The sequence below is a fragment of the Thioclava sp. F36-6 genome, from assembly GCF_002020305.1.
In the GTDB taxonomy this organism is placed as follows: domain Bacteria; phylum Pseudomonadota; class Alphaproteobacteria; order Rhodobacterales; family Rhodobacteraceae; genus Thioclava; species Thioclava sediminum.
This window is the reverse complement of record NZ_MPZX01000003.1, coordinates 11,796-32,469: the sequence shown is the minus strand read 5'-3', so window position 1 is coordinate 32,469 and position 20,674 is coordinate 11,796. Positions and strand designations below refer to the sequence as shown.

The 20,674-nt window shown below is 64.9% G+C and carries 18 protein-coding genes; 3 read left to right on the top strand and 15 right to left on the bottom strand.

Annotated elements, in window-relative coordinates; genetic code table 11:
* The first annotated feature begins 498 nt into the window (after window positions 1-498).
* Window positions 499-915 carry a universal stress protein gene (locus BMI88_RS14405; protein WP_078520990.1) on the top strand — a complete coding sequence of 139 codons (417 nt, stop codon included), beginning with the start codon at window positions 499-501 and terminating at the stop codon, window positions 913-915.
* A gap of 297 nt (window positions 916-1,212) precedes the next feature.
* Here BMI88_RS14405 and BMI88_RS14400 read toward each other — a convergent pair whose 3' ends face one another.
* The 9 genes from BMI88_RS14400 to BMI88_RS14360 form a co-directional block, all read right to left on the bottom strand.
* Entirely contained in the window at window positions 1,213-2,262 is a 1,050-nt protein-coding gene (locus tag BMI88_RS14400) for a betaine/proline/choline family ABC transporter ATP-binding protein (RefSeq protein WP_078549883.1), read from the bottom strand.
* Between the two features lie 10 nt (window positions 2,263-2,272).
* The gene (locus tag BMI88_RS14395) at window positions 2,273-3,316 is read right to left on the bottom strand and encodes an ABC transporter permease subunit (RefSeq protein ID WP_078540496.1); all 1,044 of its coding nucleotides are present in this window, start codon (window positions 3,314-3,316) and stop codon (window positions 2,273-2,275) included.
* Between the two features lie 114 nt (window positions 3,317-3,430).
* Window positions 3,431-4,426, bottom strand: coding sequence for an ABC transporter substrate-binding protein (locus tag BMI88_RS14390; RefSeq protein WP_078549881.1), 996 nt, complete (start codon window positions 4,424-4,426; stop codon window positions 3,431-3,433).
* Between the two features lie 494 nt (window positions 4,427-4,920).
* The gene (locus BMI88_RS14385; protein WP_078549879.1) at window positions 4,921-5,964 is read right to left on the bottom strand and encodes an ABC transporter ATP-binding protein; all 1,044 of its coding nucleotides are present in this window, start codon (window positions 5,962-5,964) and stop codon (window positions 4,921-4,923) included.
* A 1-nt stretch (window position 5,965) separates the two neighbouring features.
* Complete coding sequence (locus BMI88_RS14380; protein WP_078550672.1) at window positions 5,966-7,234, bottom strand: hypothetical protein; 1,269 nt, start codon at window positions 7,232-7,234, stop codon at window positions 5,966-5,968.
* A gap of 6 nt (window positions 7,235-7,240) precedes the next feature.
* On the bottom strand, window positions 7,241-8,455 hold the full coding sequence (locus BMI88_RS14375) for a carbohydrate ABC transporter permease (RefSeq protein WP_078549877.1): 1,215 nt from the start codon (window positions 8,453-8,455) through the stop codon (window positions 7,241-7,243).
* On the bottom strand, window positions 8,452-9,687 hold the full coding sequence (locus tag BMI88_RS14370; RefSeq protein ID WP_078549875.1) for a sugar ABC transporter permease: 1,236 nt from the start codon (window positions 9,685-9,687) through the stop codon (window positions 8,452-8,454). Before BMI88_RS14370 ends, BMI88_RS14375 begins: the two co-directional genes overlap by 4 nt.
* A gap of 81 nt (window positions 9,688-9,768) precedes the next feature.
* Entirely contained in the window at window positions 9,769-11,130 is a 1,362-nt protein-coding gene (locus BMI88_RS14365) for an extracellular solute-binding protein (RefSeq protein WP_078549873.1), read from the bottom strand.
* A 30-nt stretch (window positions 11,131-11,160) separates the two neighbouring features.
* Window positions 11,161-12,240, bottom strand: a complete 1,080-nt coding sequence (locus BMI88_RS14360) for a LacI family DNA-binding transcriptional regulator (protein WP_146673592.1) — start codon at window positions 12,238-12,240, stop codon at window positions 11,161-11,163.
* A gap of 515 nt (window positions 12,241-12,755) precedes the next feature.
* On the opposite strand from BMI88_RS14360, the gene BMI88_RS14355 reads away from it, so the two are divergent.
* Window positions 12,756-13,835: a type III polyketide synthase gene (locus BMI88_RS14355; RefSeq protein ID WP_078549871.1), complete on the top strand. Its 1,080-nt coding sequence runs from the start codon at window positions 12,756-12,758 to the stop codon at window positions 13,833-13,835.
* Window positions 13,835-14,332: an isoprenylcysteine carboxylmethyltransferase family protein gene (locus BMI88_RS14350; protein ID WP_078549869.1), complete on the top strand. Its 498-nt coding sequence runs from the start codon at window positions 13,835-13,837 to the stop codon at window positions 14,330-14,332. Before BMI88_RS14355 ends, BMI88_RS14350 begins: the two co-directional genes overlap by 1 nt.
* A gap of 59 nt (window positions 14,333-14,391) precedes the next feature.
* On the opposite strand, the gene BMI88_RS14345 is transcribed toward BMI88_RS14350, so the two are convergent.
* Genes BMI88_RS14345 through BMI88_RS14320 form a run of 6 tightly spaced genes read right to left on the bottom strand, consistent with a single transcriptional unit; the run spans window position 14,392 to window position 20,671 of the window.
* On the bottom strand, window positions 14,392-15,747 hold the full coding sequence (locus tag BMI88_RS14345) for a TRAP transporter large permease subunit (RefSeq protein WP_078521001.1): 1,356 nt from the start codon (window positions 15,745-15,747) through the stop codon (window positions 14,392-14,394).
* Window positions 15,747-16,229, bottom strand: coding sequence for a TRAP transporter small permease subunit (locus tag BMI88_RS14340; protein ID WP_078521002.1), 483 nt, complete (start codon window positions 16,227-16,229; stop codon window positions 15,747-15,749). The genes BMI88_RS14345 and BMI88_RS14340 overlap by 1 nt, the downstream gene beginning before the upstream one ends.
* Window positions 16,230-16,249: 20 nt before the next feature.
* Window positions 16,250-17,299 (bottom strand): TRAP transporter substrate-binding protein, encoded by a 1,050-nt coding sequence (locus tag BMI88_RS14335; RefSeq protein ID WP_078549867.1) that lies wholly within the window; start codon window positions 17,297-17,299, stop codon window positions 16,250-16,252.
* 47 nt (window positions 17,300-17,346) lie between these two features.
* Entirely contained in the window at window positions 17,347-18,516 is a 1,170-nt protein-coding gene (gene pobA / locus BMI88_RS14330; protein ID WP_078549865.1) for a 4-hydroxybenzoate 3-monooxygenase, read from the bottom strand.
* The gene (locus BMI88_RS14325; RefSeq protein WP_168173995.1) at window positions 18,513-19,832 is read right to left on the bottom strand and encodes a lyase family protein; all 1,320 of its coding nucleotides are present in this window, start codon (window positions 19,830-19,832) and stop codon (window positions 18,513-18,515) included. The genes pobA and BMI88_RS14325 overlap by 4 nt, the downstream gene beginning before the upstream one ends.
* Window positions 19,829-20,671 (bottom strand): 3-keto-5-aminohexanoate cleavage protein, encoded by an 843-nt coding sequence (locus BMI88_RS14320; RefSeq protein WP_078550668.1) that lies wholly within the window; start codon window positions 20,669-20,671, stop codon window positions 19,829-19,831. The genes BMI88_RS14325 and BMI88_RS14320 overlap by 4 nt, the downstream gene beginning before the upstream one ends.
* Window positions 20,672-20,674: the final 3 nt, after the last annotated feature.

The window sequence follows — 20,674 nt, the reverse complement described above, 5'->3', positions numbered from 1 at the left end:
TTAGCGCGACAGGTTCTGACAGGTTGCAAAACCCTTCGGGCGGGCTTCGTCTCCGCCATCACTCAGTGCGGAAAAATCCAATCTGTTCCTGCCAATCGGTTATCGGGACAGAGCAAAAGCCCTTCGCCACGCGTGAACACCCCAGATCATCCTCGGCCACACCGTATTGAACGATGAGCCCGGTGCATCTTCTATTGCTCGATGGGCCACATGCTCGACGACCTTCGGGTCGATCAGATGACCGAGATCATCCGGCGCGGGATGCGGTGGACGGCGCGCGGGTCTGCACAACCGACCTGCCCCCAGCGATCCGGGACTGAGCCGTGCTATGCGCTGCGGGAATACGCGCTCAAGAATGTCGCATCGGGGCATTGGAGCGACGTATGTGCTCGATTGGAAGATGAAAAATCGTCGTAGGCGCGGGGCACCTTTAATCCGGGTTTGCGCCCGGTCGCCACGCGGTTCATTCTCCGCCTCGAATTTCCCCCGGAGGCCATCATGGCACGCCAGACAAAGCTCATCCTCTGCCCGATCAACCTGCGCCACGCACAGGTCGAGCATCATGCCTATATGGAAGCCGTCGAGATGGCGCGGCGGCGCCGTGCGAAGCTGATCGTGGCGACGATCGCGCCCGAGATCGAGCGTAACCTCAACATCTACAACTCGGATACCTACTGGGGCCAGCAGCTGCGCAAATTCCTCAACGACAATCCCGCCAGCGGGGTGACCGAGGTCGAGATGGTCGTGCGCAAGGGCGCGGTGCATCGCCAGATCGTCAAGCTGGCGGATGAGCGCAAGGTGGACCTGATCGTGATGGAAGCGGCCAACCCGAAGGTGCAGGACTACCTTTTGGGCACCACAGCGTCTCATGTCGTGACCCATGCGGAGTGCTCGGTCTACGTCGTGCGCAGCTAAGGGCTGGCCCGGGGTGCGACGAGCACACCGGGCAGCGCCCGACCTCCCCCCGGGAGGGCGCTTTTGCGCCACTTGCGCGCGCATGAAAGTCGGAAGGGTGCGGCGGGATAAAGTGTAGACCACCAAGGTCGGGAACATGCGCCCACCCGAGGCCGGGCGCTGCCCTCTCGATGCGCCATCCCACGGACTGGCGCGCGCTCCGCTTGCCAAGGCAAATGAACTGACTTTTGGGAAAAGCCCGCGCCTGTCGCGCGGCAGGTCGGACCCGCCCCAATGCAGGGGCGGATCCCTTTCTTCTTACCTCTTGGCAGTCTCGCCCGAGGACTGCGCGGGCACCAGTGCGCGCATGATCGAGGGCATGGTGAGGCTGCCCACCGGCTCGCCCCTCATCATCACGCGGTAGCGGCGGTCGAGCGCCCCTTCGGCCTTGGCGATGACGCTCTCGAGGTTGTCGTTGCCGTCGATATCGCCCGACATCTCGCCCTCCGGCGCGCCGCGCTCCATCACCGAGCGCACGCGCAGCACGCGGGCGCGGTTGATGTCGGCCACGAAGTCCTCGATGTAGGGATCCGCCGGGTTGAGCAGGATCTCCTGCGGCTCGCCCTGCTGAACCACCCGACCGTCATTCAGGATCACCAGGTGATCGGCGAGCTTGAGCGCTTCGTCCAGATCGTGGGTGATGAAGATGATGGTCTTGTGCAGCTCGGCCTGAAGCTCGAGCAGCAGGTCCTGCATGTCGGTCCGGATCAGCGGATCGAGCGCCGAGAAGGCTTCGTCCATCAGCATAATGTCCGAGTTCGACGCCAGCGCCCGGGCGATGCCCACGCGCTGCTGCATCCCGCCCGAGAGCTGGTGAGGGTGGTGATCGCCGTAGCCGCCGAGCCCGACGCGGTCGAGCCATTTCTCGGCCTCCGCGACATAGTCCGAGGCCGGGAAGCCGCGGGTGGCCAGCGCCATCGCCGTGTTCTCCGCCACCGTGCGGTGCGGCAGAAGGGCGAATTTCTGGAACACCATCGACATCCGCTCGCGCCGCAGCTTGCGCAGCTGCGCCTCGTTATAGTCGAGGATGTTCTCGCCATTGACGATCACTTCGCCAGCGGTGGGCTCGATAAGCCGGTTGAGGTGCCGGATCAGCGTGGATTTCCCCGAGCCCGAAAGCCCCATGATGACGGTGATCTCACCCTCTTTCATGTCCACGTTGATGTCGTTGAGCCCGAGCACGTGATTGCGCTTCTCGAGCAGCTCCGGCTTGCCCATGCCCGCCTTGACGTCTTCGAGCGCCGCTTGCGGATCCGACCCGAAGATCTTGTAGAGGTGTCGGATCGAGACCTTGATATCTTTCGTCATGTCTGTCTCCTCACTTCCGGCTCTTGCTGGTGTCGATCCGGGCGAGCGAAGCTTTCGTCACGCGGTCGAGCAGGATCGCGATGATCACGATCCCGAAGCCAGCCACGAGACCCGTGCCCAGTTCGAGCGACCGGATGCCGCGCAGCACGAGCACGCCGAGACCCGGGGCCGAGACGAGCGAGGCGATCACCACCATGGCGAGGCTCATCATGATCGTCTGGTTCACACCGGCCATGATGTTGGGCAGCGCGAGCGGGATCTGCACGCCGAACAGCTTCTGGCGCTTGGTCATGCCGAAGGCGTCTGCCGCCTCGATCACGTCGGGATCGACCAGACGGATGCCGAGATCGGTCAGGCGCACCACGGGCACGATCGCATAGAGGATGATCGCGATACCGTAGAGCTTCGGCTCGGTGACCGAGAACAGGAAGATCAGCGGGATCAGATAGACGAAGGGCGGCAGCGTCTGCAGCATGTCGAGGATCGGGATCACGGTGCGCTGGAGCCGGTCGCTCCGCGACATCGCAATGCCTATCGGCACCCCGAAGAGGACGCATATGAAGGCACAGACGAAGATGATCGCCAGCGTCTGCATGGCCGCCTCATAGTGATTGATGAAGGCGAGAAAGGCGATCGAGACCAGCACGAAGACCACCAGTCTCCAGGAGCGCGTCACCAGCCAGGTGATCAGCATCAGGATCGGCACCATCAGCCACCACGGCGTGTTGGTCATGATCCAGAGCATGTCGCGCAGGGCCCAGCTCAGCGGCTGTGTGAGCGGGTCCACGACGGCGCGCAGCCCGCCACGGATCGCGAGGAAGCCGTCCTCGAGGCCTTGCGTCACGTCGCGCGAGGGCGGGATCGCCCCGCAGGCCTTGTTGAGGGCGTCGAGCGAGGGGAAGGGCCAGTTCCAGAGGCTGGGGCCCTGCGTCGTGGTGCCGTCGGTCTGCGCGATCAGGTCGGCCATCGACGTCATGCCGCCGCCACCGTCGCCGCCAGCCGAACACCAGTCCTTCAGCCCCACCGCGTTGAAGAAATTCTCGTAAGCTGCCATTGGTTTTCCGGGTCGCACAGGGAGACCCGTCCCATGTTGTTGCGTGATTGATCGAAAAAGGACGGGGCCTGTCCCGGCCCCGTCCATGTGTTGCGCGTCAGGCGCGCGTCACGATCATCCGCCGATCAGCTTCGAAAGCTTCTTCTGGGCATCGGCATCGAGCCAGTTCTTCCAGGTGTCCTGGTAGTTCTTGATGAAGTAGACCGCCGTCTCTTCACCCGAGGCTTTGTTCTCGTCCTGCCAGGCGAGCAACTTCGACATGGTGTCGGTCTTGAAGCTCATCTTCGAGAAGAACTCGGTCTCGGCCGGGTGGGTATCCGCGAAGTCGCTCGTCACCGAGGTCAGAACCGGAGCTGCCGGGAAGTCCGAAACCTGCGGGTTCGACGCGTCCTTGTTCTGGAGATTGTCGAACTTGGCCTTGTCGTAATCGCCAAGCTTCACGCGGGTCATGTCGTAGTTGCCCATGACCACGGTCGGGCCCCAGTAGTAGCCGAACCACGGCTTCTTGTCGGCGAAGGCCGAACCGATCGACGAGGCGAGCGTCTGGCCGGAGCCGTGGTTGAACACCTTGATGCCCGAGCTCTCGAGGTCGAGCGCCTTGATCAGGTTGTCGCTCACGACGCGGCAGCCCCAGCCGTCGGGGCAGTTGTTGAACGTGCCGCCGACCCATTCGGGGTGCGCCATGACGCCCTCGATGGTCTTCAGCTCGGGGTGCTCTTTGGCGAGGTAGGTGGGGATCCACCAGCCTTCGACGCCACCCGGCTGGAGCGTCTTGGCGACGCGCTTGATCTTGCCTTCGCTCTCGAGCTTCTTGTAGGCGTCGCCCGCCGAGTTCAGCCACAGGTTGGTGACGACGTCGGGGCGGCCGTTTTCGGCGATCGAGGTGATCGCGGGAATCGTGTCGGATTTGACCAGGCTGGTGTTACAGCCGTAGCCTTGGTCCAGCATGAACTTCGCGATGTTGGTGGTGACTTCGGCAGCGGCCCAGTTCATCTGGGCGATCGAGATGTCACCGCATTGCTCGGCGGCACGGGCGGTTCCGGTCTGGGCTGCAAAGCCGGTGACCATAGCGGTCGCACCGGCGACCGCGAGAAGTGTCGTCTTCCGCATATGTTTTCCTCTCATCCGTTGGATTGTTCACGATCGTTTTCGGATCGCATTCGCCTTGCGCGTGATGAGACCGTCCGACCTCCCCGCGCGGGCGTGCTTCCACCCGGGGGAGCGTCTCGGCCCATCGTCGATCTTCAGGTTGCGCAGTGCACGCGAATGCGCCCGTTCGACGATTGCCGCGAACGGTAGCGCCGGTGCTCCCGATCAGCAATCGTCCGCCGGTCACATTAATTTGAGAAAAGAGACAGGGAACCCAATGATAACTGGAGGAAATTTTGTAAAAGGAGACACTTGAGGGGCGACAGAACGGCAAAGAGATCCGGCACCCGGGGGATGCCGGACCGACAATTTTTGAGCATGTGCGCGCGAAGTCGCTAGGCGCGCCTCCGTTGCGTGAATTGACGCACTGACGCGCCTGCACGAGACGACGTCGCCTCGCCCCCTGCCCGCGCAATTTTCCGCGTTGCCCGGGCCGCACGCCCGGGCGCTCGGGATCAGACCGCCATGCCGTCCGCGTCGAAGAAGACCGTGCGATCCGGCTCGAAGTTCAGCCCCGCCACATCGCCCGGACGCAGATCGGTATCGCCCGCGACGCGCACGTTCACGGCGCCCAAGGGGCCGCAATCGAACAGGATGAACGTGTCGGCGCCGAGGAATTCCACCACGTCGACGCGCCCGTCGCATTGCCCCTCGCCCTCGGCCACCAGCGAGATGTGCTCGGGCCGGATGCCAAGCTGCGTGGCTTGCGGCGCAGGACATTCCCCGCCGCGCCCGCCTTCGAGGCTGTAGCTGCCGCCCGAGACCGCGCAGGGCATCACGTTCATCTTCGGGCTGCCGATGAATTGCGCGACGAACAGGTTCGCGGGCTTCTCGTAGAGCTCGCGCGGGGTGCCGACCTGCGCGATCTTGCCGTATTCCAGCACCACGATCCGATCCGCCAGCGTCATCGCCTCGACCTGATCGTGGGTGACGTAGATCATCGTGCGCTGGAGATTGCGGTGCAGCCGCGCGATCTCCAGCCGCATCTCCACGCGCAGCGCCGCGTCGAGGTTCGACAACGGCTCGTCGAAGAGGAACGCCGTCGGGTCGCGCACGATCGAGCGCCCGATCGCCACGCGCTGACGCTGACCGCCCGAAAGGTCCTTGGGCCGCCGGTCGAGGAAGCTCTGCAGCTTCAGGATATCGGCCGCCTCGTCGACCTTGGCGCGCCAGTCCTCCTGCGGGGCCCCTGCCATCTTGAGCGAGAAGCCCATATTCTCGGCCACCGACATATGCGGGTAGAGCGCGTAGGACTGGAACACCATCGCGAGGCCGCGCTTGGAGGGCGGCTGGTCGGTCACATTCGCGCCGTCGATCTCGATCGCCCCGCGCGAGGTATCCTCAAGCCCGCCGATCATCCGCAGAAGCGTGGACTTGCCGCAGCCCGAGGGCCCCACGAAGACGACGAATTCGCCGTCCTTGATCTCGAGGTCGATGCCCTTGATGACCTGGGCGTCGCCGAACCACTTCTCGACACCGTTTAGCGTGATCGAACCCATTTCACCCCTCCTTGCCGGCCCAGGCGAGCCAGACGGCCGCCGTCCAGGTAAATGCCTTGCCGCCCGCAGCCGCGCCCGTCATCGGGTCGAAATACTCGACGAAGCCGTAGCGCCCGATGACTTCGCGGGTGCGCTTGCGCACCTCTTCGCCAAGCGCGACGCCGCGTTCCGAGGCGCCCTCGCCGATCATCATGTTCATCATCCCCCAGGTCGGGCCGCGCCAGTAGCGCTTGGCGTCGAACCGCGGATCGAAAGGCGCGAGCGACGGCACGCCATAGGGGGCCGCATCGAGCACGCGGGCCAGATGCTGCTCCATATGCGGCGCGTCGAGCCCGCCGAACCAGCACAGGAAGGAGGCGTTGCTCAGCGCGTTCGACCAGATGCCGTTGTTGCAGTTGTAGCTGTCGTAATAGCCCATGCCGGGGTTCCACAGCGCCTCTGCTCCGGCTTCCAGCTCGGCCAGCTGCGTGGCCATGTCGCCGGTGTCGAGGTCCTGCCCCTCGCCAGCCGCCAGCAGGTCGCGCAGGCCGCGCATCAAGATGAAATGCATCGTCGGGTCGGCCACTTTGAACGGGTTGCCCTCGGCGACTTTCGCATCATCCCAATCCAGCGCCTTGGCGCGCTGCACCAGCCAGATATAGCGGTCGTAATCGTATTTCGTCGGGCGCATCGAGGCGTCGACATGCTGGGTGTCGCGGCGCTCGTAATAGCCCACGTCCTGCGGGTCGATCCCGCTCATCGCGTCATCCCAGTCCGGCGCGTTGTCACGCCCCGATTCCCACGGATGGATCACGAAGATCGCGCCCTTCTCGTCGCGGCGCCATTTCAGGAACCACTCCGCCCATTTCTGCATCTTCGGATAGAGCGCGGCGAAGCGGGCCGCGCCTGCCTCCGGATCAGCCGCCAGAAGCCGCGTCGCGAAGCTGAGTGCGACCGGCGGCTGGGTGATTCCCGAAGACGCGATCGGCCCGTTGCAACCCCAGACGTCGGGGCCGGGGAAGTAGCCCGGATCGGGCTTGTGGAAGATGATATGCGGGACCATGCCGTTGTCCCACTGCCCCGAGAACAGCGTCTCGATCTCCTGCCAAGCGCGGTCCAGGTCGAACTCGGCGAAGCCGAGGCTCGCGAAGGCGCTGTCCCAGTTCCACTGGTAGGGATAGAGGCCGTCGGTCGGCACGGTATAGCCGCCCCGGTCGTTCTGGGTGAGGATGTCGCGCGCCGCGGCGTCCCGGTCGGAGAAGTCGTCTGCGGCAGCCAGAGTTTCGGTCATCATATCTTATCCTTTCACCGCGCCGGCCGTCAGGCCGCGGGTCATGAAACGTTCGAGCCCGAGGAACAGCGCCATGATCGGCACCGTCGCGATGACGGCGCCCGCCATCAGGTGCTGGCGCGGAATCTCGGAAGAGTTGAGCGAGGCAATGCCCCGCGTGAGGGTGAATTTGCTGGGATCGTCGAGGAGCATGAAGGCGAGCAGGAACTCGTTCCATGCGATCATGAAGACATAGAGCCCGACCGAAGCCATCGCGGGCAACGCCAGCGGCAACGTGATCTTCCAGATCACCTTGAGCCGCGAGAGCCCGTCCATCAGGCCCGCCTCCTCGACCTCGACGGGGAGGCCACGGAAATAGCCCTGCAGCATATACAGCGCGACCGGGATCGTGGTGACCGGGTAGACCATGACGATCCCGAGGATCGAGTTACGCAGACCGACCATCGAGTAGGCGATGTAGATCGGCAGCGCGAGCACGATCATCGGCACCATGTAGATCAGCAGGATGCCACGCGAGAACACTTTCTGCCCGCGGAAGCGCAGCCGCGCGACCGCATAGGCGCCGGGCACCGAGAACAGCAGCGTCAGCAGCACGGTCAGCACCGAGACATAGAAACTCGTCCAGAGGTAGCGCCCGAAATGGAACTGCGTCATCAACTCGTAATAGCTGTCGAACAGATGCCAGCCCCGGCTCAGGTCGATCGAGAAATCGAGCGGGTTGAGCATCAGCTGCTGCTGCGACTTCATCGAGGTCATGACCATCACGTAGAACGGGATGACCACGATCGCGGTGAAGAAGATATAGCCGAAGCCGGTGAGGAAGCGGATCACCGCATCCTCGAACTGGTGGCGCGTGAGCGCACCGAACCGCAGCTCGCGCAGGATCGAGTTGAGCGGGATCGAGACCGCTCCCGCCAGCACCACGCTCAGCGCGACGCGCCAGACAAAGTTGAAGCTGTCGTCGAATTGCAGCGCGCCGAGGCCCACCGCCATCAGCGCCAGCGCCACGATCACCGCCACCGCATCCGCGGCCCAGCGATTGGCGATGCGCACCCGGGCAAACCCGGTCGCAAGCCCGAGGATCAGCGACCCGATCAGAGCAGGCTTGGCCGCAGCGCCGGTCGCAAAGGAGATCGCAACCCCCAGCGTGACCGACATGACCAGCGCCCAGAGCGCCCCGATGATCGGCCCGGTGAGATAGCCTTTATGCAGGATTTTCATAGCCCTTCCTCCCGGCTCATGGTGCGGAAGAACAGCCCCGAGAAGACCAGAAGGCAGGCGAAGATCACCACGGCGACCGCGGCACCCGCACCGATATTCGACACCGCGAAAGCCTGTTCGTAGACATTGACCGTCAGGACCCGCGTGCCGGCATTGCCGCCGGTGAGCAGGAAGATGTCGTCGAACTTGTTGAAGGTCCAGATGAAGCGCAGCAGGAACAGGACCGACAGGATCCCCAGTAGCTGCGGCATCGAGAGATACCAGAATTTCTGGAACGGAGAGGCCCCGTCCATATCCGCCGCCTCATACATATCCGTGTCGATGCTCTGCATCCGCGCGAGGATGAAGAGGAACGAGAGCGGGAAATAGCGCCAGATCTCGAACACCGTCACCATGATCAGTGCGAGCGGCTTGGCCCCGAAGAAGTTGATCGCGCCTTCGCTCACGCCCATCTGCACCAGCAGCGCGTTGGCGGAGCCCGAATAGGGATCGAACAGCGTGATCCATGTGAAAGCCACGGCGATCACCGGGGCCACATAGGGAAAGAGGTAAAGCCCGCGCAGGATACCCTGCCCGCGGAAGCTCTTGTTCAGGAGCAGCGCCGCAAACAGCCCCACGACCAGCGCGCCCAGCGTCCCGAAGACCGTGTAGAACAGCGTGATGCCCAGCACGCTCCAGAACTCGCTGCCCGAGAAGAGCTGGCGGAAGTTGTCGAGCGTGAAAGTGGAATTCGTCAGGACGTTCGAGACGTGACCGGTCGCCGTGACCTCGGCGTCACGCATGGCGCGCTCTGCCTCGCGGGTGTCCCCCGTCACCTGCGCATCGACGCGGAAGCGTTCGTTCGCGCCGGCCTCGAGCGTGCCGAAATCGCAAGACAGGTCCTGCCCGTCCATCGCGCAGCCCTCCGGCAGATCGCCGGTCAGCGCAACGCCTTCAGGCAGGGTAACGTTCAGACCCGCCTTGGTCATCTCCTGCTCGCGCGAGGGGTTGATGACGCGCAGCTCCAGAAGCGCCTGATCGCCGCGTTCGCGCAGCGCCACCCGCGTGCGGATCTCGGCGGGACGCAGATCGCCCAGCGTCACCGGCTTGAAGGAGATCCAGAAGATCGCCAGCAGCGGCACGATCACGACAAGCGCCACGATCGCGATGGTTGGGAACAGCAGGCCCCAGGCCAGGCGCGCCTCGCGACGAGCAAGCGCGCCGCGCCCCTTGGGCGGCGATATGTCAGTCATGACAGTCTCCAATCCATGCAGTCAGAGCGGGCTTTGGTCCCGGGGCAAGGCGCAACCGCCCTGCCCCGGCCAGAGGTCGGATCAGTTGATCTTGCCCAGCTCGTCGTTCATCTTCGCGACCGCATCCTCGGCCGAGATGTTGCCGTCGATGAAGTCGCGCACAACCCGGTTGATGACCTGGCTGTTGAGCATCTTCGAGGCCAGCGCGAGCTGCCCGTCCTTCACGCCCCAGCGCTGTGCGGTGTCGAGACCCTTGGTGATCTCGTCGACCACGGCCGGCGCGTAGAGATCCTTGAGCGGCGCCTTGCGATCCACGCCCACCGGCAGGGTCGCCCAGAGCTTGGTGAACTTCTCCGGATTCTCGTCGGTGCCGCGACGGGTCGGGAACTTGCCCTCCGGCGCGATCGACAGCGTCTGCTCGTAGCCGTCATTCATCGAGTAATCGACGAATTGCTCGGCCGCTTCGGTGTCGGCATCGGCGGTGATGGTGAAGTAACGCAGGTCCGCCCAGCTCGCACCGTCGGGGTTCGACGGGCCCGCGAGGTTGGTCACGACGCCGGTATCCTTCGACAGCTCGGTCGAGGTCGGATCGTCGTTGATCATCGGCGGAGCGCTGTCACGCAGACCGGCCAGCTCGTCGAGGATGAAGGGCGACCACATGATCATCGCCGCCTTGCCCGCGAAATACAGCTCGCGCGACTGCTTCCAGTAGTTCTCGCCGGGCGGGGAGGCGTCGGCCAGCTTCTTGTAGAAGTTCAGCACCTCGACCGTCTTCTTCTCGTCGAGCGGCTTGAAGCCGTCCGGCCCCACCGGCGAGACGCCGTTGGCGAGGAAGATCTGCTCGAGGATCTGGCTCATGTAGTTCTCGTCGACCTTGGTCGCGGCGACGAAGCCATACATGCTCGGCGGATTATTGAGCTTGTCGAGCGCGGCTTCGATCGACTTGAAATCGGTCGGCGGCGCGAGGCCCGCCTTGTCGAACAGGTCCTTGCGATAAAGGATCATCTGGGTCCAGCCGTCGACCGGCACGGCGGCGTAATCGCCATCCGTCTCGACCATTTTCAGCGCACCGGGCGCGAAGGTCGCCGGATCGAGCTTGTCGACCACATCGGTGCTCGCCAGCGTGTCGACGATGCCCGCATCGGTCCAGGGCAGCACGTTTTGCAGCGGCGTGTAGATCACGTCGGGCAGATCACCCGCCGCGAAAGCCGCGGTGGCGCGCTGGTTCAGGTCGCTTTCCGTCACCGGGATCACGTCGACGGTGATGCCGGTCTTGGCCTTGAAGTCGTCGGCCATCTGCTGCTGCTTGGCCAGACGCTCAGGCTGTTCCTCGGTGGTCCAGAACTTGATCGTCTCGGCCTGCACCGCGACGGCGCCCGCCATCAGCGCCAGAACGGTCGAGCCCATCAGCATCGCCGTTTTATGTCCTCGAATTAGCTTCATTTACTTTCCTCCCAGTAGATTTCGTTTCTCTTATGGGTCGACGGGCGGCCCGTCAGAGCCTCCCGGTTCCAGTTGCGCCGCCACCAATTCCGTCAGCTCTCCGGGCGGCGCACCGCGGAGCTGCGCGATCAGCAGTGACGCGAGACGCGCGCCCGCGTGCTGGCTGTCGACTGCGAATGTCGTGAGGGGCGGATCGACCATCCGGCCCTCGGGAATACCGTCATAGGAGATGATCGACAGGTCGCGCCCGATCGTCAGCCCCCGCTCGCGCGCCACGTCATAGGCCCCGAGCGCAGTCGCGTCGGTCGAATAGACGATCGCGGTCGGCGGATCGGGCAGATCGAGCAGATCGCGCGCCGCCTGCGCCCCTTCCGAACGGTCGGAAATCTCCATCAGTTCGAGCGCGGGATCGAAGGGCAGACCGGCCTCTTCCAGCCCCTCACGGTAGCCGTCCCGGCGCAGTAGCGCGAAATTGTAGCTTGCGTGCGACCCAGCAAAGGCGATGCGGCGATGACCGAAGCCCGCCAGCCGCGCGACCGCGGCGCGCATCGCGCCCTCGCCATCCACGTCGTACCACGACAGACCCGGATCGGGCTGACCGTGACCGGTGCGGCCGAACAGCACGAAGGGCACGTGTTTCGCCTGCAGGAACTTCACCCGCGGGTCCACGACCTGCGTCCGCGGCAGGATAAAGCCGTCGACCTTGTGCTCCTGCAAGAGCCGCGTGACCGTGTCCTCCATCTCCTCGCGCGAATTCGACGAGGCGATCGTCAGCGTCCAGCCTTCAAGCGAGGCTTCCTGCGTGATCCCGCCCAGAAAATCCGTGAGGAACGGCCCGTAGCGGTCCGGCGCGTCGAGCTCGAGCACCAGACCCAGCGCCCGCACCCGCCCCGTGCGCACGGCCTGCGCATAAGGCATCGGCGCATAGCCCATCTCGGCGGCGACGCGCGCCACGCGCTCGCGGGTCTCGGGAGAAATGTCGGAATAATTGTTGAGCGCCCGCGACACGGTGCTCTTGGTCAGGCCCAGCGCCTGCGCAAGATCAGAAATCCGCACCCGGCGCGGCACCGGTTCGGACGGTTTCTTATTTGTGTCGCGAATCTCCTCCATGGCGAGAGACTAGGTTAACGAAACCGATTTCGTAAAGCCGAAACCGGTTTCGAAACACGAATTCAGCCTCAAGTCGCCGTGTGCCGCGCTGCGGCAATGTGGCTATTGACGGGCCGTGTTGAGGCCCGAGAATTTTTGAAAAACCTTGCGAAATCAGGTTACTAAAGGACGACTTTGACACAGCGGAGGACCGTGCGTTTGCCGTCCTCTTTCGCTGCACCGGTAGTCCGCCAGCGCCCGGCCCGGGGAAACATCGCCCCATTGCGATCACAGCTTGGTGTTGAAGACAAAACCGCCGCGCGCGCCTATCGAAGAAAATCCCCTATTCACATGCTGTTACGCGCGACTGTTAAGCGACCCGGCTTCGCCGCCCGGCGCCGGCTCCCTTTCCTTGCAGCTGAACCAAAGGTCCCTCTCGTCCGTTGACTTACAGGGCAATCCAAACGCGCCCCCGAGTTTTTCAAAAGTTTCCTCAAGGACTGACCAGCATCAGCCTTCAGCGGAAAGGAATTGCCATGTCAGTTTATCTCCACGGCCTCTCGACGGCCCTGCCGCCGCATTGTCTCGCGCAATCCGAGGTGCGTAAGCGCGCCGAGATCATCTTCGGCGAGACCTACCCGCAATTCGAGCGGCTCTCGAAGACCTTCGACACGGCCGGGATCGATCGGCGCTATTCGGTCGTGCCGATCGATTGGTTCTCGGAGCCGCACGGCTGGGCTGACCGCAACGCGGCTTTCATGGAAGGCGCGAAGGCGCTGTTCATCGACGCGGCGCAGGCGGCCCTCGACACCGCAGGCTGGCAGGGCTCGGAGGTCGATTGCGTGGTCACGGTCTGCTCGACCGGGCTCGCGACGCCCTCGCTCGAGGCGCAGGTTCTCGGCGAGATGGGATTTCGCGACGACATCATGCGGGTGCCGATTTTCGGTCTGGGCTGCGCGGGCGGCGTCTCGGGACTGTCGACGGCGCAATCCATCGCGGCGGGGCGTCCGGGGGCGAAGGTGCTGCTCGTCGTGGTCGAAACCTGCTCGCTTTCCTTCCGTGCGGATCGGATGCAGAAGGCCGATATCGTGGCGGCCGTGCTGTTTGCGGACGGCGCGGCGGCGGCCTGTATCAGCACCGAGGCGCCCGGCGCGGGTCAGGTGATCTCGCTCGGACAGGGGCACCAGAAGATATGGCCCGACACGCTCGACGTCATGGGCTGGGATGTCGATGAGATCGGCTTCGGTGTGATCTTCGACCGCTCGATCCCGGGCTTCGTCACGTCCGAGTTCGCGGAGGCAGCCGATGGCGCGCTCAAGGCCGCGAACCTTAACCATGACGAGATCGACCGCTATGTCTGCCACCCCGGCGGCGCGAAGGTCGTGGAGGCGATCGAGGGTGCGCTGCATCTGGAACAGGGCGTTCTGGATGCCGAACGCGCGGTGCTGCGCGAGGCGGGCAACATGTCCGCCCCCACGATGCTGTTCGTGATGCGCGCGGTGTTGGACGCGGGCAAGACCGGGCAGATGATGGGCTGCGCGCTGGGGCCGGGCTTTACCGCCTCCTTCCTGCCCTTCCATGTCGGCCCGGCCCAAAACGAGAGGGAGGCCGCCTGATGGTCCTCCCGAGCCTCCTGTTTCTGGCCTTCATCGTCGTGCAGCGGCTGAGCGAACTGGTCATCGCCAAGCGCAACACCGCTCGGCTTCTGGCGCGCGGGGCCCATGAGGTCGGCGCGTCGCATTACCCGGTGATGGTTGCGATGCACAGCGCCTGGATTCTGTGCCTGATCGTCTTCGGGATCGGCCAGCCCGTTCACCTCGGTTGGCTCGCGATCTTCGCGGTCCTGCAGGTTCTGCGCGTCTGGATCCTCACCAGCCTCGGCGGTCGCTGGACGACGCGGATCATCATCCTCGACGAGCCGCTGGTCGCACGCGGGCCGTTCAAATACGTCTCACACCCCAATTACATGCTGGTCGTGGCGGAAATTTTCGTGGCCCCGATGGTGTTGGGGCTTTTCTGGGTCGCGATGCTGTTCACCGTGCTGAACGCGGCGATGCTCTGGGTGCGGATCGGGGTAGAGAACAAGGCCCTCGCCCCGATGCGCGCGGGCTGAATGCGAAACGGGGGGCGATTGCGCCCCCCGTTTTGTCTCATCCGCTTGTCTGACGTGGCTCAGCCGCCCAGCACCCGCGGAAGCCACAGCGTCAGCGCCGGGAAGCCCAGTAGAAGCGCGACGCGCACCAGCTCGGACAGGAAGAACGGGAAGACGCCCCGGAAAGTGGTGCCCATCGGCACGTTCTTCGCCAGCGCCGAGATCACGAAGACATTCATCCCCACCGGTGGCGTGATCAGCCCTAGCTCCACCACGACAAGCGCGAGAATGCCGAACCAGACCTTCAGCTCGTCGGTCGAGAGGCCGAAGCCCGAACCATCCGCCATCTGGTAGAGCCCGCCATTGATCTCGACCAGCACCGGCCAGAAGAAGGGCAGCACCAGCAGGATCATCGACATCGAGTCCATCAGGCAGCCCAGCACGATCAGCGCGATCAGCAGGATCGCCATCACCATCATCGGCGGCAGGCCGGAATTCACCGCCATATCGGCAGCCGCCTGCGGCACCCCTGCCCGCGACATGAAAATCTTCAGCAGCTCGGCACCCAGCAAGATCAGGTAGATCATGCCCGTGGTGCCCGCCGTCTCGAGGATGGACGAGCGCATCGCCTCGCGCGACATCAGCCCGCGGAAGAGCCCGTAGACGAAGACCGCGAAGACACCGATCGCGGCAGCGGGCGTCGGGTTGTAGAAGCCCGCATAGATGCCGCCGATCACCACGCCGAAGATACCCAGCACCGGAAGCACGCCGCGCGTGGCCGCCCAGAACTCCGCCTTGTCCGACACGCCCTGCGCGGGGCCTGCGCTCGGCACGAGGCGAACATAGATCGCGATGGTCATCAGGAACAGCACGACCGCGATCAGACCGGGGATCAGCGCGGCCATGAACATGGTGACGATATTGGCCTCCACGATCACCGCGTAGATCACGAGGATCACCGAGGGCGGGATCAGGATGCCCAGCACGCCGCCCGCCGCGACCGAACCGGTCGCGAGTGCGGGCGAGTAGTTGTAGCGCTCCAGTTCCGGCAGGGCGACCTTGCCCATCGTCGAGGCGGTGGCGAGCGAAGACCCGCAGACCGCGCCGAAGCCCGCGCAGGCGGCGATCGAGGCCATCGCGGTGCCGCCGCGCATCCAGCCGAACCACGCGTTCGCGGCGCGGAACATATCGCGCGACAGGCCCGTCTTGGTGGCCAGCGCCCCCATCAGGACGAACATGGGCACGACCGAGAGGTCATAGATCGAGAATTGGCCGTAAGCGAGCGTCTTCAATTGGCTCAGCAGGATCGCCGGGCCGTTGATGATCGCGGTGCCGCCAGCGCCCACGACGATCATGGCATAGGCGATGGGCACACGCATCACGATGAGCCCCACGAGAATGGCGAGGCCCAGCAGGCCGAGAGTAATCGGGTCCATCAGGCACGCCCCGTCCAGTTGTCCCGCAGGCTCAGCGCTGCGGCGATGAAAAGTAGCGCCAGCGAAGCAAGCGCGGGAAGGTAGGCCCACCAGACCGGGATCTGCAGGATCGTGGTCGCGAGCGAATAGGATTTCTGGTCGAGCATCCCGAAATACATCCGCCACAGCAGAAGCGCCGCGAAGCCCAGCGCCAGCACCGAGCCGATGGCAGAGAAGCGGCGCTGCACGGCGGCGCTCAGTTTCGAGGTGAAGATATCCGCCGTCACGTTCTGATCGGCGAGTTGGCAATAAGGCAGGAACATGAAGGCCGCGATGGCGACCCCCATCTCCGTCAGCTCGAAGTCTCCCGCGAAGGGCAGCCCGATGAAGCCGCCCACCACGGTCCAGACGTTTACGGCGACGATCGCTGCAAGCACCCCGCCTCCGGCGAGGGCCCAGGCATAGATCGCCTTGCGCAAGAAAGTCTCGGTTGCAGAATGCATGATCGTCGCCGCTCCGTTGGTTACTGGCTCGCCAGGTTCTTTTCTTCTTCAGCGGTCAGCTCGCGGGCTTCTTTCACCAGCGCCGAACCGTCGATGCCTTGGCCTTTCACCTCGTCTTCCCAACGGGTGACGACCGGCTGCATCGCATCCTTGAAGGCTTGGGTCTCATCGGCCGAAAGCGTGATCAGCTCGTTGCCATCCGCTTCGGCGGCCTTGATCCCGTTATTGTCGCTGGTGCGCCAGATATCACCGACCTGCTTGAGCCACTCCTCGTCGGAGGCCTTGCGGAACGCCGCTTTGACGTCGTCAGGCAGGCTGTCCCATTTCGCTTTGTTCATCGACACCTGGAAGATCGAGGTGCCCAGACGCCAATGGTCCTGCCCTTCAATCTGGTACTGGGTCTGCTGCTGCAGCTTCAGCGCGGGGATGATTTCCCACGGGATCAGCGCGCCGTCCACGACCTTCTTCGAGAGCGCCTGCGGCAGTTCCGGCACCGGCATCGCGACCGGCTGCGCGTTCAGCGCCTCGATCACCCAGGCCCCCGTGCGCGACGGCGTGCGCAGCTTCATGCCCTTCACGTCGGCGGGGCTGTGAACCAGGGTATCCACGGTGTGGATGCCGTTGCCCGCATGGGCATGCAGGAACATCACTTCGAGGCCCTTGTCCTCGTATTCCTGCTTCAGCTCCTTATCGAACATGTCGCGCATCGCGAGGTTGGTCGCGGCCGGATCGTTGTTGAAGACGGTCGGCAGTTCGAACACCTCGGTGCGCGGGAAGAGACCCGGCGTGTAGCCGTTGAGCGTCCAGACCAGATCGACCACGCCGTCACGCGCCTGCTGCACGAGTTCCGGCGGGCGACCGCCCAGCGTCATTGCCGGGTAGATGTCGATCTTGACCTTGCCGTTCGAAAGCTCTTCGACGCGCTTGGCCCAAGGCTCCAGCATCTGCGTCTGCACCGGCGCCTTGGCGCCAAGGAAATGGTGCAGCTTGAGGGTGATCTCCTGTGCGAAGCTCCCGCTTGCCCAAAGCATGGCCGCGGCGCTCAACCCCAGCAGTTTCGTAAATTTCATCGTTATTTCCTCCCTTTATGCCCCTCGCGCGGGGGCGGTTCGGCCTGTCAGTAAGGCAGGCCCACGTAGTTTTCGGCAAAGCTCTTGCGTGCGGTCTCCGACATCTGGAGATACTCGAACTCCGCGCGCTGCATCCGGCGCTCGAACGCACCCGTTTCCGGGAAATCGTGCAGCATCGAGGTCATCCACCACGAGAAGCGCTCGCATTTCCAGACCCGCGACAGCGCCGTCTCGGAATAGGCGTCGAGCCCTTCGGACGTGCCGTGGTTGTAGAACCGATCGAAGGCGCGGTGCAAATAGTAGACGTCGGACGCCGCGAGGTTCAGACCCTTCGCGCCGGTCGGCGGCACGATATGAGCGCTGTCACCCGCCAGGAACAGACGCCCGTGGCGCATCGGCTCGGAGACGAAGCTGCGCAGCGGCGCGATCGACATCTCCAAAGGCTCGCCGGTGACCAGTGTCTCGGCCACATCGGCCGGGATGCGGGTGCGCAGCTCGTCCCAGAACCGCTCGGCGGGCCAGTCTTCCAGCTTCTCGCTGAGCGACACCTGCACGTAATAGCGGCTCAGCGTGGGCGAGCGCATCGAACACAGCGCAAAGCCCCGATCATGGGCCGCGTAGATCAGTTCGGGCGCGGCGGGCGGCGTCTCGGAAAGAAGGCCGAGCCAGCCGAACGGATAGGCGCGCTCGAACTCCTGACGATGGCTTTCCGGGATCGCCTTGCGCGAAGGACCGTGGAAGCCGTCGCAGCCCGCGACGAAATCGGCGGTCAGGGTCTTGGCCTCGCCCTCATGGGTGAAATGCACGGTGACGCCGTCGCCTTCGATCCCCTCGATTGCCGTCACCTCGGCCTCGTGCAGCACCGTGCCGCCGCGCGCATCGCGGGCGGTATACAGGTCCTGCGTCACCTCGGTCTGGCCATAGACCATCACCCCGCGGCCCGTCAGGTCCTTGATGTCGATATTGAGCCGCTCGTCATGCCACGAGATCTCGACCCCGTCATGGATTTCGCCCTGCCGGTCCATTCGCGCGCCCACGTCTGCGGCGCGCAGCAGATCGACGGTGCCCTGTTCGAGCACCCCGGCCCGGATCCGCGACAGAACATAGTCGCGCGAGCGCCGTTCGAGCACGACGCTCTCGATCCCATGCAGGTCGAGCAATTGCGACAGCAGCAGCCCGGCCGGCCCCCCACCGATGATAGCGACTTGGGTCTTCATGCGTTTCCTCCGCAAAGGTCATTGCAGCGCTGCGCAAAAGCGCGCGCCTGCGCCGGGGACTGCCCTGCCGCCAGAAGCGGATCGGTCAGGGTGTCCCCGTCGAGTTCGGGATAGGCGGCCAGCAACGCCGCCACCGGATCGGGTGCGGCCATCGCCTCTTGCACCGCGGCCTTCGCCGCGTTGCGCGGCAGCGTCTTGGCCAGCGTGAAAATCGCGCGCTCGGCGTAAGGGCCGAAGCCCGCCGCCTCGAGATTGGCGCGCATCCGGGGCGCGTCGGTCTGGAGGCCGTCCAGCATATCTCCGGCGAGGCGCAGCGACGCTCCGCAGGCCACGAGGATCGGGCGCAGGCTCATCCATTCCAGCGCCCAGGCTGCGCCGTCGCGGAACTGACCATGCAGTGCGGATTCGAAAAGGCTGACCTGCAGATGCGCGGCGTGACGGGCCAGTGCGATCAGCGCCTCGGCGGCCACGGGGTTCGACTTATGCGGCATGGTGGACGAGCCCCCGCTCGCGATCCGCACCTCGTTGATCCCCGACTGCGCGAGCGTCACGACATCGGTGCCGATCTTGCCCAGCGAACCGGTCAGCAGCACCGCCTGCGCGCCGGTCGCGGCCATCGCGTCACGGCGGCTGTGCCACGGCTGATCCTCGGCCTGCAGGCCCAGCGCCGCGGCCATGCGGTTGCGCACCGCCTGCGCCTTGTCGCCCAGCGCCGCATCGGTGCCGACTGCGCCATGCAACGAAATCCGCCCAGCGCCTTGCATCACGGCCATCCGCGCCGCCGCGTCGATCAGCGGCTGCCCCCAGGACGCCACCAGCGCGCCGAAAGTCACCGGCAGGCCGATCTGGCTGCGAGTGCGCCCGGCCATCACCGTCTCGGCCTCGCGCCCGGCCAGCGCGCCGGTCACACGGATCACGCGCCGCAGCCGCGCCGCGATCACGGCAAGCGCCTGCGTCATCAGAAGCGCCGTCGCACTGTCGATAATGTCTTGCGATGTCGCTCCCCAATGGAGCGCCTGCCCCGCCTCTTCCGAGAGCTTGCCGCGCAGATCGCTCAGCAGCGCCGGAACCGGCACGCCGTCGCGCGCGGCCCCTTCGGCCAGTGTCGCCGGGTCGGGCTGGTAGCCGGTCAGCTTGTCCGCGATCTCGGTCGCGGCAGCCTCGGACACGACCCCCTCGGCAGCGCAGGCCTCGGCCAGCGCCACTTCGACCCGCACCATCGCCGCCAGCAATGCGGCATCGTCGAGCATCGCACCCAGTTCCGGATCACCGTAGAGACCGGACCAGAGCGGGCTGTCGAGGGGCGACAGGCTCATGCGGCCCCCTTCATCGGCAGCGCGAGGATCTCGCGCGCCTGCTGCCATGTCGCAACCGGACGGCCCGCCTGCTCGCACAGATCGACCGTGCGCTGGACCAGCGCCGCATTCGACGGCGCAAGCGTCTCACGATCCAGCCGGATATTGTCCTCCAGCCCGGTGCGGCAATGGCCGCCGGTCTCGATGCACCATTGGTTGACGACCACCTGCCCCGGCCCGACGCCCGCGGCGCACCATGTCGCCTCGGGCAGCACCCGCGCACGGGTCTCGCGCATGAAATCAAAGGCCGCGCGGTCGACGGGCATTGCGTTCTTCACGCCCATGACGAATTGTACATGGACATTCGCGGGCAGCCGCCCGTCGCCGACCAGTTTCGCGGCCTGAAAGATGTGGCTGAGATCGAAACACTCGATCTCGGGGCGCACGTCGTAGGTCTTCATCTCGGAAGCCAGCCAGTCGACCAGATCCGGCGGGTTCTCATAGACCCGCGTCGGGAAGTTGTTCGACCCGACCGAAAGCGAGGCCATGTCGGGCCGCAAAGGCAGCATCCCGCCGCGCGTCTTGCCTGCGCCGGAGCGCCCACCCGTCGAGAGCTGCACGATCATGCCGGGGCAATGCTGGTGCAGCCCCTCCATCAGCCGCGCGAAGCGGTCGGGGTCGGAACTCGGCGAGCCGTCCTCATTGCGGACATGGCAATGCGCGATGGTCGCGCCCGCCTCGAACGCGGCCTGCGTCGACTCGATCTGCTCGGAGATCGTGATCGGCACAGCGGGGTTGTCGGATTGCTGCGGCACGGAGCCGGTGATCGCGACACAGATGATGCAAGGGTCCTGGGTCATGGC

Coding starts and splice junctions, on each gene's coding strand:
- BMI88_RS14405 (WP_078520990.1), top strand. CDS start 499: ATGGCACGCCAGACAAAGCTCATCCTCTGCCCGATCAACCTGCGCCAC.
- BMI88_RS14400 (WP_078549883.1), bottom strand. CDS start 2,262: ATGACGAAAGATATCAAGGTCTCGATCCGACACCTCTACAAGATCTTC.
- BMI88_RS14395 (WP_078540496.1), bottom strand. CDS start 3,316: ATGGCAGCTTACGAGAATTTCTTCAACGCGGTGGGGCTGAAGGACTGG.
- BMI88_RS14390 (WP_078549881.1), bottom strand. CDS start 4,426: ATGCGGAAGACGACACTTCTCGCGGTCGCCGGTGCGACCGCTATGGTC.
- BMI88_RS14385 (WP_078549879.1), bottom strand. CDS start 5,964: ATGGGTTCGATCACGCTAAACGGTGTCGAGAAGTGGTTCGGCGACGCC.
- BMI88_RS14380 (WP_078550672.1), bottom strand. CDS start 7,234: ATGACCGAAACTCTGGCTGCCGCAGACGACTTCTCCGACCGGGACGCC.
- BMI88_RS14375 (WP_078549877.1), bottom strand. CDS start 8,455: ATGAAAATCCTGCATAAAGGCTATCTCACCGGGCCGATCATCGGGGCG.
- BMI88_RS14370 (WP_078549875.1), bottom strand. CDS start 9,687: ATGACTGACATATCGCCGCCCAAGGGGCGCGGCGCGCTTGCTCGTCGC.
- BMI88_RS14365 (WP_078549873.1), bottom strand. CDS start 11,130: ATGAAGCTAATTCGAGGACATAAAACGGCGATGCTGATGGGCTCGACC.
- BMI88_RS14360 (WP_146673592.1), bottom strand. CDS start 12,240: ATGGAGGAGATTCGCGACACAAATAAGAAACCGTCCGAACCGGTGCCG.
- BMI88_RS14355 (WP_078549871.1), top strand. CDS start 12,756: ATGTCAGTTTATCTCCACGGCCTCTCGACGGCCCTGCCGCCGCATTGT.
- BMI88_RS14350 (WP_078549869.1), top strand. CDS start 13,835: ATGGTCCTCCCGAGCCTCCTGTTTCTGGCCTTCATCGTCGTGCAGCGG.
- BMI88_RS14345 (WP_078521001.1), bottom strand. CDS start 15,747: ATGGACCCGATTACTCTCGGCCTGCTGGGCCTCGCCATTCTCGTGGGG.
- BMI88_RS14340 (WP_078521002.1), bottom strand. CDS start 16,229: ATGCATTCTGCAACCGAGACTTTCTTGCGCAAGGCGATCTATGCCTGG.
- BMI88_RS14335 (WP_078549867.1), bottom strand. CDS start 17,299: ATGAAATTTACGAAACTGCTGGGGTTGAGCGCCGCGGCCATGCTTTGG.
- pobA (WP_078549865.1), bottom strand. CDS start 18,516: ATGAAGACCCAAGTCGCTATCATCGGTGGGGGGCCGGCCGGGCTGCTG.
- BMI88_RS14325 (WP_168173995.1), bottom strand. CDS start 19,832: ATGAGCCTGTCGCCCCTCGACAGCCCGCTCTGGTCCGGTCTCTACGGT.
- BMI88_RS14320 (WP_078550668.1), bottom strand. CDS start 20,671: ATGACCCAGGACCCTTGCATCATCTGTGTCGCGATCACCGGCTCCGTG.